Origin of the sequence: Allochromatium humboldtianum (genome assembly GCF_013385175.1) — a bacterium.
GTDB classification, from domain to species: domain Bacteria; phylum Pseudomonadota; class Gammaproteobacteria; order Chromatiales; family Chromatiaceae; genus Thermochromatium; species Thermochromatium humboldtianum.
Genome location: NZ_JABZEO010000002.1, coordinates 43500 through 57176 on the forward strand (window position 1 = coordinate 43500; position 13677 = coordinate 57176).

At 64.5% G+C, this 13677-nt stretch carries 9 protein-coding genes; all 9 read left to right on the top strand.

The window, feature by feature from the left end:
- Positions 1-108: 108 nt before the first annotated feature.
- The 9 genes from HW932_RS02705 (at position 109) to HW932_RS02745 (ending at position 13664) form a co-directional block, all read left to right on the top strand.
- The gene (locus HW932_RS02705) at positions 109-1383 is read left to right on the top strand and encodes an HD domain-containing phosphohydrolase (RefSeq protein ID WP_176974964.1); all 1275 of its coding nucleotides are present in this window, start codon (positions 109-111) and stop codon (positions 1381-1383) included.
- Between the two features lie 53 nt (positions 1384-1436).
- The gene (locus HW932_RS02710; protein ID WP_176974965.1) at positions 1437-3527 is read left to right on the top strand and encodes a methyltransferase domain-containing protein; all 2091 of its coding nucleotides are present in this window, start codon (positions 1437-1439) and stop codon (positions 3525-3527) included.
- A gap of 63 nt (positions 3528-3590) precedes the next feature.
- Entirely contained in the window at positions 3591-4520 is a 930-nt protein-coding gene (locus HW932_RS02715) for a hypothetical protein (RefSeq protein ID WP_176974966.1), read from the top strand.
- 105 nt (positions 4521-4625) lie between these two features.
- Entirely contained in the window at positions 4626-5540 is a 915-nt protein-coding gene (locus HW932_RS02720) for a DMT family transporter (RefSeq protein ID WP_176974967.1), read from the top strand.
- Between the two features lie 28 nt (positions 5541-5568).
- The gene (locus HW932_RS02725; RefSeq protein ID WP_176974968.1) at positions 5569-6600 is read left to right on the top strand and encodes a biotin synthase BioB; all 1032 of its coding nucleotides are present in this window, start codon (positions 5569-5571) and stop codon (positions 6598-6600) included.
- A gap of 24 nt (positions 6601-6624) precedes the next feature.
- The gene (locus HW932_RS02730) at positions 6625-8091 is read left to right on the top strand and encodes a coproporphyrinogen-III oxidase family protein (protein ID WP_246296630.1); all 1467 of its coding nucleotides are present in this window, start codon (positions 6625-6627) and stop codon (positions 8089-8091) included.
- A gap of 5 nt (positions 8092-8096) precedes the next feature.
- Positions 8097-8669: a hypothetical protein gene (locus HW932_RS02735; protein ID WP_176974970.1), complete on the top strand. Its 573-nt coding sequence runs from the start codon at positions 8097-8099 to the stop codon at positions 8667-8669.
- Between the two features lie 689 nt (positions 8670-9358).
- Positions 9359-11461: an HAD family hydrolase gene (locus HW932_RS02740; RefSeq protein ID WP_176974971.1), complete on the top strand. Its 2103-nt coding sequence runs from the start codon at positions 9359-9361 to the stop codon at positions 11459-11461.
- A 73-nt stretch (positions 11462-11534) separates the two neighbouring features.
- Entirely contained in the window at positions 11535-13664 is a 2130-nt protein-coding gene (locus tag HW932_RS02745) for an FkbM family methyltransferase (RefSeq protein ID WP_176974972.1), read from the top strand.
- Positions 13665-13677 lie beyond the last annotated feature (13 nt).

The following is a 13677-nucleotide window of genomic DNA, read 5'->3' on the forward strand; positions in this document are numbered from 1 at the left end:
ATCCGTTATAGAATCACACCAGCCGCGTTCAGCCGATCACGCTGACGGGGGCGCGCGGTTGCATCACGCACACAACCCAAGTCTATCAGTCAGGACGCGGTTCGATACGTGAACGAAAAGATTCTCGACAAGACTCAGCTTCGCATCGGCCTGTTCGTGATGCTCGATCTGCCCTGGATGGGGCACCCGTTCTTGACGAACAACTTCAAGATCCGCAATCAGCGCCAACTGAGCATCCTGCGTCAGCTCGACATAGAGCAGGTCCGGGTCGACCTGGACCGGAGTGAGACCTTCTCCGAGGCGGAGCTGGACGAAACGGTGACGCTCGACGAGACCGAGACCTCAGAGAGTGGTGATGATCCAGGCTCGACGCTCTGGGCCGAGAAGAACGAACGCATCCGTCGCCTCAAGCAGCGCCGCTCACGTCTGAACCAATGCGCCAAATCCTATGTTCAGAAAGTGGGCATGGCGCGCAAACTCATGGCGCATCTGCGCTCTTCGCCCGCGCAGGCGGCCGAGGAGGCCGGCGAGCTGGTCGACGGCATGGTCGGCGAGCTGACCGAGGACGCCGAGACGACGGTGCAGCTGGTCAATCTCAAGCATCAGGACGAGAACAGCTACAACCACGCCATCAATGTCTCGGCTCTGGCGCTGGTGCTCGGGCGCAAGCTGGATCTCGATCAGGCGCAGCTGCGCCTGCTCGGTCAGGGCGGACTCTTCCATGACCTCGGACACCTGAAGATCCCGGCTCAGATCCTGATGAAGAAGGGACCGTTGACCGAACCCGAGCGGCGTTTCTACGAGCAGCATCCGCGTTACGGGGCCGAGATCGCGCGTCAGATCGGGACACTGCCGGTCGGCGTCATCGAGATCATCGCCAAGCATCACGAGCATCTGGACGGCAGCGGTTATCCCGGGGGACTGCGTGCCAACGACCTCGGACTGCTCACGCGCATCCTGACCGTGGTCAACCGCTACGACAATCTCTGCAACGGCTTCGGCGGCGAGCGTGGTCTCTCGCCGCACCAGGCCGTCTCGCGCATGTATTCCAAGGAACGTCAATGCTACGATCCCAAGGTCTTGTCGACATTCATTACCAACCTGGGCGTCTATCCGCCCGGTACCGTGGTGCGTCTGAACGACGAGCGCATTGCCGTGGTCATCTCGATCAACGCCGACGACCTGCTCAAGCCCAACGTGCTGGTCTACTCCGACGAGATCCCCGCCGAGGAGGCCCTGGTGCTGGATCTGATCGAGGAGGGGATCGGGATTCGCGACAGCCTGCATCGCTCCGAGCTGACTCAGACGCAGATCGAATATCTCAATCTCTCGGACAAGCTCAGTTACTACTTCCAGGGCGCCCGGAGCGGTTCGGGTCGCTGAACGGCGTCCCCTTTGCTAACCTTCGCCCATTTCCACCGACAGGGTCACTCATCATGCGGTCTTTGCTGCTTGCGTCATTGCTGACGATCACCGTGGTTGCCCAGCCGCTGGCGTCCGAGCCGGCGCTCGATGTGCCCCTGCCGGGCAAGCGCTCGATGGTGCGCGTCGGAGCCGTCCCCAATCCAGTGACCGAGGTCGCGCGCGCGAGCGCCCAGGTACTCTTCGAGGGGCTGGCAGCCCGGGATCCCGCTCGGGTCAAAGGCGCGATCGAACGCATCGAGGCCCATCAGTCGGGCGAGGTCGCAGGTGGGAATGCCACGGCCCTGATCTGGCTGGCACGAGCCTGGCTGCGCGCCAACGAGGTCGGTCTGGAGGCGGCGCGTCCCGAACCCAAACTGGAGCGCGCCTATTTCGACTTCTTCCTCGGTGAGGACGCCAGGAATTTGCGGGAATATCTCCAGCGCAAGTATCGCGCGGGCGACTACACGCCGAACGATCCCGAGACACATCTGGATCGACTCACCTTTCTCGACGACATGCTGCTGTTCAACAACCCGATGCGCTCGCAGTGGGATGCCACCGACCGTGTCGTCGAGATCATCGCCGGACTCAAGTCCGAGGTGAGTCGGGTGATCGACCTGGGCGCGGGCTTCGGCTATTTCTCGGCCCGGATCGCCGAGGCGCTGGGACCGGAGGCGATCGTCCATGCCGCCGATACCGAGGAGACCTATGTCGAGCAGTTCAAGACCTTCGTCGATCGGTACGGCCTTGACGGCGTGCGGCCGGTCCTGTCCAAACCCAACGACATCGTGGTGCGTGAGCCGACCGACCTGGTCTTCATCGCCTCGCTCTATCATGTGCTCTATGCCTGGAGCCAGCCGACCGAGCGCGACGCCTTCATGGAGACGCTGCAACAGACACTGCGTCCGGGCGGCTATCTGGTCGTGCTCGACAATCGCGACCATGACGGTGCCTCGCTGCACAATGCCTACGTGGATCGTGAGTTCGTCCAGGCCCAGCTCTATCACTATGGCTTCGAACTGGTCGCGAACGAGGATCTGTCGCCCTACCGTTATCTGCTGGTACTGCGCAAGAGCGCACCCCAGGCGCCCAAGCCGCCGGTCTACACACAGGCGCCGGGGCAGGATTCGATCCGGGTGAACGACTCGCATTCGGTGATCCACATCGGCAGCCTCGACTCCTTCGACATCACGCCCTCGGGCATCGCCGCCGGCCGGCTGATGCTCAAGGCGCTCACCGACTCGGACCCGAAGGCCGCGCGTCAGGCCATCAGCCTCTACGACAAGATCATCCCGAACGAGAACTTCGGCGGCGAATACACCGCCCTGCAATGGATCGCCGGGTATCTGGTCGCGACCGAGGAGGAGAAGCACGAACTGACGCGCGACCCGCTCACGGCCGAGTTCATCGCCTATCTGGCCGAGGACGACTACGCCAACCTCAAGCTCTATATCGCCAGGAAGTACAAGCTACAGACGACAGCCATCCCCATCGAGGAGGCGACCGACGAGAAGACGCGCGAGATCGGCATCGTCCGCCGTCAGGCGCTGGAGGACTTCATCCTCTTCAACAACCCCAAGCGTGACGCCTGGGAGCAGTCGCCCAAGATCATGGAGCGCCTGCCGCTGAAGGCCGGTGATCGGGTGGTCGACATCGGCAGTGGTCCGGGTTTCTACAGCTTCAAGTTTGCCGAGCGAGTCGGGCCGACCGGGCAGGTACTGGCCTTCGACACCAAGGACTCGCACATCGAGTATCTCAATGGCCTGGCGAGCAAATGGGGACTGAAACAGGTCGTCGGTGCGGTCTCGTCCACGGACGGCTTTGAGATCCCGGAACCCGGCACCGCCGACATGGTCTTCATGTGCTCGCTCTATCACATTCTCTATGGCGTCTCTTCCCAGGCCGAGCGTGACGGCATGATCGCTAGTATCCTCAAGGCCCTGAAACCCGGTGGACGTCTGGTGGTCGTAGACAACGGGCCGGTCGATGCTGGTCTGCTGCCCTATCATGGCCCCTACATACGCCAGGAGCTGATCGCCTCGCAGTTGAAGGCCTATGGCTTCGAGCTCGAATCCAGCGAGCAGGTGATCCCGCAGCGCTATCTGATGGTGTTCTCGCGCTGAGTACCACTATGGCCGCACCCAAGGCCGAGTCTGGCGTTCGCATTCATACCGGAGTTCACAAGCATGAAATCACCTCAGTCGGCGCTGATCCTGAGTGCCAGCGCCCTGGTTCTGTCACTCGTCGCGATCGGGCTGCAATTCTCGCCCCTGCACAAGCGTATGGGCGATCACGCCGCGTCCGCCACCGTGCAGGAACCCCCGGTCGAGGGTGCGCGGACGGTTCGCAAGGAGACGCCCGAGACCACGCCCGCCGTCGCCGCCGCCAGCGAGGCCACCGAGCGTCTGCTCGACGAACAGGCACGACGCATCGAGGGTCTGGAGCGCCAGCTCGCCCAGATCACGCGCGTGATGCGGGCCTCCGGACTCGACACAGCGGCTCCGCTCCTGAGTGGACCGCCCGGCAGCGAGCCGCTGTTGACGACCCTCGGCGAGCAGTACGCCACACGCGCGCGCTTCGAGGAGAGCCGTCAGCGTCTCAGCGAGCGCGCCGCCCAGATGCGTCAGCGTGATCTGGAGACCTATGGCCAGAGCGACTTCCAGCGTCTCACCGAACTCAGCCAGCAGGCCCGCCCCAGACGCGGCAACGAGACGCAGGCCGAGCGCAGCGAGCGCGAGGCGGCGCTCAACAGTCTCATGACCAACTATCCGGAGTCCTGGGCCACCAGCGTGGCCGTCGCCGAGCAGGCGCTGGATGCGGCCATGAATCGCAACACTCAGAGTGCCGAGATGTATTACGAATCCCTGATCAGCACATCGCCCTATGGCGAGGTCGTCACCGAGCAGGGGATCGATGCCATCCCGACGCTCCAGACCTATCTGGCCCGTCAATACATCCAGGAAGGACGCACGGCGGAGGCCAATGCCATCCTCGATGCGTTGAGTGCCCAGCCCGACCGGCTCATCATCGAACCCAACGCCATGGGCGAGCCGACCACCCAGCCCGTGAGCGAGATCGTGAACGATCTGCGTCAAAGTCTGACCCCAGGGCCTTAGCGTGCGAGCCGATAACGTCAGAATCCGTGATGGAATCCGTATGCATTCTTTGGCTACATTGAGTCCTGTGAGGACTCGGAGTGTCCCGATCGTTGCGGAGCGCCCATGGCCCTGGAGCTGATCGGGATCCTCGCCGCGCTCGGCTCGGCGGCGACCTGGGCGGTCGGCGCGCTGCTGCTGAAACCCTTCGCCGAACGATTGCCGGCCATGGCGCTGGCCTTCGCCAAGGGTGTGTTCGGATTGGGTGTGCTGGGTGGGCTGATCCTCATGGTCGGCCCAGCGAGTCCGAGCTGGACGACGGCCACCATACTCTTCCTCAGCGGCGTGCTGGGGATCGGGGTCGCCGACACGCTGTTTTTCAAGGCGTTACGCGAGCTGTCGTCGCACTCGGTGGTGCAGCTCATGCTGCTGGGGCAGGTGGCGACCATCGCCATGGCGGTGGTCTTTCTGGGCGAGTCGCTGTTCTGGCTGCAATGGCTCGGTGTCGGGCTGGTCATCCTGGGCGTGGCCATCGTGCTGATGGCGCCCGAGGACGGAGCAGGGCAGGGTACGGACGCGGATGCGCGCGCGACCCGACGCGGCGTGCTCTTCGGTCTGGGCTCGGTGATGGCGATGGCCGTCTCGGTGACGATGGCGAAGGGCGCGCTCGACGAGGCCGACGCGCTCACGGCGACCTGGCTGCGGATCGCCGGCGGCGTGGTGTCGCTGTTTCTGTTCGCGCCGCTGTTCTATCTGGGGCGCGGCAACTGGTTGAGTCCGATCCTGGCCGACTGGCGGTTGGCGATCCGCTTCTGCCTGATCGCGACCTTCGTGACCCTGGGCGGATTCTTCCTGTCGCTGCTGGCGATGAAGCTGACGCCCCTGGCGATCGCCAACACATTGCTGTCGACCGAGCCGCTGTTCGTGCTCCTGATCATGGCGCTGTTCTATCGGGAGACGCCCGGCGCCCGGCGTTTGACGGGGAGCCTGGTCGGGGTCGCGGGCGTGGCGATCATCTCGGCCAGAACACTTTTCACTTGAACCGCGTCCATCTGAGGTGTTGCGTCGTATGAAGACAGTCGAGTCCATCCAGCCGCTCGATCCGCGCGCGCTCTGCGCACGGATCCAGGCCGGCGAGGCGTTCGCGGAGTCGGTCAAGGCGGCCCTGAACGCACGCGGCCAGGCGCAGGAGGCGCTGTTCGAGATCGCCCGCGAGGCGCGGCTCAGAGGGTTTCCCGACCGGCGCGCCGAGGTGCGCAGCGTCATCGAGATCTCCAACATCTGCAAGCAGCGTTGCAACTATTGCAGCATCGGCGATGCCGGGACGCAGAAGTACGTCATTCCGAGCGAGGATCTGGTCGAGATCGCCGCCTTTCTCCATCGCGAGCGCGGGCGGCGTGTGTTGCTGCTGCAATCGGGCGAGAACAAGGACCGGCGCTTCGTCGCCAACGTCATCCGCGCCTGCGCCCAAATCAAGGATCGCCTGCCCGACATCCAGTTGATCGGCTGCATCGGCAACCTCAGCCGCGACCAGTACCGCGAGATGCGCGAGGCCGGCGTCGATCGCTATCTGCTCAAGATTGAGGCCTCGAACCCCGCGCTCTACGAGGCGGCCAAGCCGCACGACACCTGGAGCGAACGGCGTCAGTGTCTCGACGACCTGCTCGAACTCGGGTTCATGGTCGGCAGCGGCATCATCGTCGGCCTGCCGGGGCAGACCGAGGACGATCTGGTCGGCGATCTGCGCTTCCTGAGCGAGCTGGATCTGGACATGGTCAGCGCCTCGGTCTTCATCCCCGGACATGGCACCGTCTACGAGCATGAGCCGCGAGGTGATGTCGAGACGACGCTCAACTTCATGGCCCTGCTGCGGATCCTGAACCCGAGCGCACTCATGCCGACCACCAGTTCCCTGGAGAAGCTCAAGGCCGATGGTCAGTATCTCGGGCTCATGGCCGGCGCCAACACCCTGACCGTCCACGATGGGACGCCGCAGGCGTTCCAGCACCTGTTCCCGATCTATGACGACACCCGCTACCGGCCCAACGACGACCACCTGCGCGCCATCGCCGAGCGCGCCGGTCTGGTCGTTCCGTCTTGAATCGAGGTGAGACCGATGAACGACATGAGCATCAAGACCGATGAACCCAGGATCGCCGCGCATCGCGAGAGCCTGGAGGCGCGTGTTCGGGACTTCGCGCGCTTTCGCGAGCTGGGACTGATCGCCCGGTCGGGCGACTTCTTCCCCTCGGTCCATTATCCGCCGATCACCATGTATCCGGAGGCCACCGAGGAAGAGCTGCTCGACGACTACGCGCTGCCGCAGGATGGTCTGTTCGACGTCTATCTGCATCTGCCGTTCTGCGAGCAGCGCTGTCTGTTCTGTCACTATCCGGTGAAATTCGGCCATTTCGGTGACAAGACCCATCCCGAAACCGAACGCTATCTGGACGCGCTCGAGCGCGAGATGGATCTGTTCCGCCACCGGCTCGGCATCCCGAAGTTCCAGGCACGCTCGATCCTGGTCGGCGGCGGCACCCCGACCTTGCTCACGCCGGCGCAACTGGACCGGATGCTGACCGGCTTCAAGGAACGGGTCGACTGCTCGCGTGTCACCCAGTTCAACTTCGACGTCGACCCCGGCACCCTGACCGACCAGCACGGAGCCGAGCGCCGGCGCATCCTGCGCGAGCATGGCGTCGACCGGCTCACCATCGGCGTGCAGTCGCTCGACGACGAGATCCTGCGCAAGATGCACCGTCCGCACGACGTCAAGACCGCGCTCGCCTCGATCGAGGCCTGCCGGGCCGACGGCTTCCAGCTCAACATCGAGTTCATCTTCGGCTATCCGGGCCAGACGCTCGAAGGCTGGATGCGCATGATCGATGAGGCCGCGCGTCTGGATGTCGAGGAGATCCAGCTCTATCGGCTCAAGATCGACTCCTATGGCGATGCTCAGGGGCCGATCGACAAGATCGTCCAACTGCGCCCACAGGAACTGCCAGCGTTCGAGGAGGCGATCCGCATGAAGCAGGCCGCTATCGAGATCCTGGCCGAGCACGGCTACACGGAGAATCTGCGGCGCGTCTTCTCCAAGGATCCGGCCAAGTATTCGCACTATGCGCACAACCAGTGCTGTCAGCTCTACGATCAGGTCGGCTTCGGCCTGACCGCCTTCAGCAGTCTGCGCGATCGGTTCCTGCTCAACACCCAGACCTTTGAAGACTATTACCGGCGCATCGATTCGGGCCGGCTGCCGGTCAATCGCGGCATCAAACGCAGTGCCGAGGAACAGAAGCGCTGGGCGGTGGTGCTGCCGCTCAAGAACCGCGATGTCGACAAGGCGCAGTATCGGGCGCTGACCGGGATCGAGTTCGACGAGGCCTTCCCCGAACTCTGGGAGCGGCTCGTCGCCGAGGGGCTGGTCGAGGACAAGGGAGGATTCGCTGGTCTGACCCGCAAGGGCGCCTTCTTTGCCGATGAAGTCTGTCATCAATTCCACGCGCGTTCCTACATTCCGTTCGAACCGGATGAGTATGCGCCGGGGCCGCTCAATCCCTATCGGGCGCGCCAGGACTCAGTCGAGGCTTGAGACGGATGGCTGTGAAAGACGCTTCGATCAGACGCACGCGCTTGGGTTCGGCCGGCTTCCTGGCCCTGCTGGGACTGGCGGTCTGTGGTCAGGGTTGCGCCGAGGATCCGCCGCGACCGTCCGAACCCCAGCGCCCGCCCGGTCCGCCTCGCGCGGCTCTCGACGCCTGTCTCTACAAGGCCGCTGCGGCGACCTGCTATTTCGAGGACGGCGTCCATGCGATCACGGGAACCTGTCAGGAGCGGGGGCGCGACTGGGTGTGCGTGCCGGATCGCGCGCCGCCGGAGGGGCGTCCGATGCCGGGCGGACCGGGCAGCGCCGGTCTCGGCGCCGGAAGTGCCGCCACTGCGATGCCGTTGTCATCCGCGAGCGGTGCGCCCGAACGTGCGCCCCGACCGCCACGCGAAGCCTTCGACGCCTGTCTGGATCGCGCACAGGGTTCGGCCTGTCGCGTCCGGACACCACAGGGCGAGATCGCGGGACGCTGTGCGACCGACCGTCAGGGGCTGGCCTGCATCCCGACCGATCCGAACCATCGTCCGGGCGAGGAGGGCGGGCCTGAGTTCGGTCTGCGCTAAATCGAGCGTAGGGTACGCCGTGCGTACCCTACGAGAACGGTGGATACCCCACGACCATCCGTCACGGACGGGGTGGAGGCAAGAGCAACGGCAGGATGTGAGGAATGATGCCCGCCGGGCCAGGATCGGGCGGCGGGGCCGGGCGTGGCCCCGGACCAGGTCCGGGGCCTGGACCTGGGTAGAAACCAGGACCGCCCGGACCTCTAGGACCACCGGGCGGATAGGGATAGGGATCAGGGCCGCCCGGACCTCTGAAGTCGGGTGGCCCCCCACCTGGACCACCAGGGCCGCGTGGCCCCTGTGCCAGCAGGACGCTGTGATCGTGGACGTGGGTTGGCTCGACCCCCAGGGGCGGCGCCTGCACGGCGGCATGGCTCCCCGAGGCGACCATCATCAAGACCAGTATCGGGATCGATCGGTTCATGAGGCGACTCCTTCTGGAATGGCGATGACAGGGACGATCGCTCGACCGTACCCATGCTGCAATCCTACTCCTCAAGTATGACCCAAATCACCTCAATCCGGTGCCATGAGCCGGTGGCCGGGGTGCTATGATGCCGATTTTCGACGCACCGACCACTGGGATCGGGACTCCGTGGCGTGCGTTCTGGATCTCAATAGAAAACGAATGCTGATCCCCGCCGCGTCTGATCTGGCGATGCCGGCGGGGGGTCGAGGATGGATGTGGCATGACCCGGAAAACGGTCTTCTCCTTTGGTGTCTTCGACACGCTCGTGACCTACCGCACGGCGACCGTGCGCGGCGTGCTCTGCGCGTTGCGGCACGAGCTGCATGTCCGGCAGGATCTCGGGCTGCCGACACGTCTGGTCGAGGAGTTCCTGGAGGTTCGCACCACGGCCGATTATCAGGTGCGCTATCCGATGGGTACGGAGGACGAGGAGCCGGTCGCGGTGCGTCTCGACGCGATCTATGCGCGTATCGCCCAGCGTTATCCGGAGGTCGATCCGGCTCTGATCGCGACCATCCGGCGGCTCGAACTGGAGCTCACCGCCGAACTCCTGATCGGTATCCCCGAGACCATCGCGCGCGTTCACCGACTGCTCGATGCCGGCGAGCGGGTGGTGCTGATCTCGGACACGGATTTTGCGGGCGCCGAGGTCGAGCGCCTGCTGGCCGGCATCGACGCGCGTCTGGCCGCCTGTCCCTGTTATGTGTCGTCCGATCTGGGTCTGACCAAGCGCTCGGGCGAGCTGTTCAGGCATGTCCTCCAGGCCGAGGGCATCGCGCCCGGCCAGCTGGTCCATCTGGGCCACGACGTTCGCGCCGACCGGCGGATGCCGCGCGCCCTGGGGATCTCGGCCGAACGCTACAAGGGGGCTCTGCTGTCCGAGATCGAGTGGGCCTCTCACGAGGAGGACAGCCTGTTCTGCCAGCTACTGGCCGGCGCCTCCAAGACCTATCGAATCCTGCATCCGGACGCCTCGTCGCAAGCCCTGATCGGGGCCGGACTCGCCGGTCCGCTGTTCTACGGCTTCATCCGCGACGCGCTCGATCAGGCGCAACAGCGCGGCCTCCGGCGGCTCTATTTCATCGCGCGCGATGGGATGATCTTCCTGCGTCTCGCGCGCGCCATCGCCCGTGAGCGCGGACTCGATCTGGATCTACGCTATCTGTACGGCTCCAGGCGTGCCTTCCGTCTGCCATCGGTGTTCGAGATCACGCCGCGCGAGCATCGCTGGCTGGCCGAACGCATCCCCATGCTGTCGCTCGCCATGCTCGCCGAGCGTGTCGACATGACCGGCGAGCAACTGCACGCCCTCTTGCCCGACGCACTGCGCGCGCGCCTGAGCGATCTGGACGCCTCGATCCCCGAGCCCTTGACGCTGGAACTGCTCGAACACTTCGACGAGATCCCCGCCATCCGCGAGGCGATCCTCGACAACGCCCGGCGCGCGCGCGATCTGCTCATCGCCTATCTGGAGCAGGAAGGGTTCTTCGACACCGGGCCGGTCGGAACCGTGGACATCGGCTGGATGGGCGGCAGTCAGGACTCGCTCTACAAGATCGCCGTTTCGCACAAGCCCGATATCGAGATCCACGGCTTCTATTTCGGGCTCTTCCACTATTCGCACTACACCAGTGCGCGCAATCGCAAGAGCGCCTATGCGATCCGGCCCAACCATGTCGAGGACAACATCGTCGCGCTCCATACCGAGCTGCTGGCGCAGGCCGATCATGGTCAGACGGTCGGCTACGAGCGTCGGCCGGATGGGCGGGTCGTGCCCAGATTACGCGATGATGGCGGCCATCTGCGCGACTGGGGCGTCGGCGAATTCCTGGACGGCGCCGAGTGGTTCGCGACCGAGTATGCGCGACTGGCCGGACGCTATCCGCTCCTGACCGAGCATTTCGATGCCGTCCTGCCGCGTCTGTTCGAACTCATGCATAAGCCGCCGCGTCTGATCGCCGAGACGCTGGGCCGCGTGCCCTATTCGGGCGATCATTGCGATCTGGCCCTGCGCGAGTCGGCGCCGGCCTTTGGGGTGCGCGAAGCCTTCGACTATGCGTTCCGGCGCCGCTATGAGGATCGACGGCTCATGACCGAGTGGTACGAGGCCAGTCTGGTGCGCAGTCCGCCTATGGCGCGTCTGATACTGAGACTGCATCCGCTCTCGCAGGGTCTCAAGGTGCTCGTCAAGCACTCGGTGCTCGACAGCCTGAAATTGGCGCGCACGCTGCGAAAGCACCTCAGGCGTTTCAGGCAGGAACGCGCGACCGGACGGCGTCTGATTCGCGATCTCTCGGCGGCACGCGCGAGCGAACGTCCCTAAACCCCTTTACGATCCACCTGGTCCGGGCGACCCTTGACGCCTGGATCACAGCTTTCCGCGGAGCATGGCATTCATGGGTTCTCCCACCGTCAGCATTGCGCTGCCCGTCTATAACGTGGCTCCCTATCTGCGGGCCTGTCTGGACTCGATCGTCACGCAGGACTTCACCGATCTGGAGATCATCTGCGTCAACGACGGCTCGACCGACGAGTCGCCCGCGATCCTGGCCGAGTATGCACGGCGCGATCCGCGCATCCGCATCGTCGATCAGACCAACCGTGGACTGGCCTCGACGCGCAACACCGCCCTGGCACACGTCCGTGGACGCTATCTGCTGCATGTCGATTCGGACGACCTGCTGCGTCCGGGCGCCGTCTCGCGTCTGGTCGAGGAGATCGAACGCACCGGGGCCGATTTCATCGTCTTCCAGCACCTGATGATCGAGGACGAGCGCGAGTTCGATAACTGGTATTACGACTTCGACGGCTGGAGCCTGGAGCCCAAGACCCGGCTGGAGCAGAAGCTCGAGATTCTGCACTATCACTACACCTGGTCGAAGTTCTTCCGGATGGACTTCCTGAACCAGTACGACTTCCGCTTTCCGGACGGTTTGCAGTTCGACGACAACGTCTATCACTGGCAGGTGCTGCTGGCGGCCCAAAAGGTCGTGATGCTGCCCGAGAAGCTCTACAAGTACCGGATGCGCGCCGGCTCGATCATGTGGCATCGCGGGCGCCACCATCTCGACATCTTCCGCATCTTCCGGGAAGGGATCGCGCTCTTTCGCGAGCAGGGCGTCTACGAGGCGGTGTTCCAGGACTTCATGCAGTACAAGATGAGCCTGCAATACTTCTGGACGCGCGACATCGAGCCGCGATTCCGTTATCTGGCCTATCGCGGCATTCTCGACGGCCTGTCGGCCGACGAGGAGCGCTTCGTGCGCGACTATCCCCATCTACTCGACCCCGAGGCGATCCGTTTCTATGAGCGCGTCTTCGCCTCGCCGCTCTATCGTCAGGGCGCGCATCGGGCGTTGGCCCTGCAATTGACGGCGAGGCGGTATCTCTCGTCGGGGCGTGCGCGTCTGCGTGACAAGGCACGCGCGCTGCGTACTCGGGTCGGCGGTCTGCCCTGGGTCCAGCCGATCAAGCATCGCGTCCTGGGACGGCGGGTGATCCCGGACCCGCGCTGCGCCGATGTCCTGACCAACTATCAGAGTGTCGCGACCTACTGGGTCAACTTCTGGCGCGACTATCTGCGCACGCATCACGCCGACATGCCCGAGCGTCTGGCGACACTCCAGCGCGGTCTGTCTGAGAACGACCGTGCACTGGTCGAGACCTTCGTGCGCATCTATGACAAATATCTGCCCGAGTGCCAGGACTACAGCCGCTTCCTGCTGCACCGGGATCTGCTCTGGCGTCCGGCCGAACGCTTCCGGCAGAACACCCGTCCGGCGCCCCGGATCGCCGCCCGCTATCAGGCGTTCCTGGACGAATACCCCTGGCTCTCGGCCGAGGTGTTCGAGGCGCTCTATGGCCTGAACGCCTTTCCGCGCGACATCCAGGCCCGCATCCGTGCCGGGGGCGATGTGATCGATGGCGGAGCCTTCATCGGCGACTCGGCGGTCCAACTCGCCGATGCCTGTCCGAACGCACGGGTGCTGGCGCTCGAACCCGATCCGGTCAACTTCAAGCGGCTGAGCGAGAATGTCGGACGCTTCGGTCTCCAGGGACGCATCATCCCCGAACCCCAGGGTCTGCACGACCATCGCGGCCACTTCGAGATGCATCATCACGGCGCCGGCGACTTCCCCGATCAGGGCACCAGTCTGCTCGCCGACTTCCGCGACGAGGCGGCGCACGGCGGCGAGAGTCGCGTCCGGTGTGAGTTCGATACCATCGACGCCCTGGTCGCGCGTCATGATCTGCGCCCGGCGCTCATCAAGCTCGACATCGAGGGGCTGGAGAAGGAAGCCCTGCTCGGCGCGGTCGAGACCCTCCGCCGCTATCGTCCGGCACTCATCGTCAGCGTCTATCACCATCCCAAGGACTTCCTGGAGATCAAGCCCTGGCTGGAGTCGCTGGAGCTGGGCTATTACTTCAGCTTCAAGCGTCTGGATCTGCAATCGCCGGTCGCGGACATGGTGATGCTCTGTTATCCGCGACTCGACACGCTCGGCGTGGGCGAGTCGGCATCCTGATCGAATCTGTGAC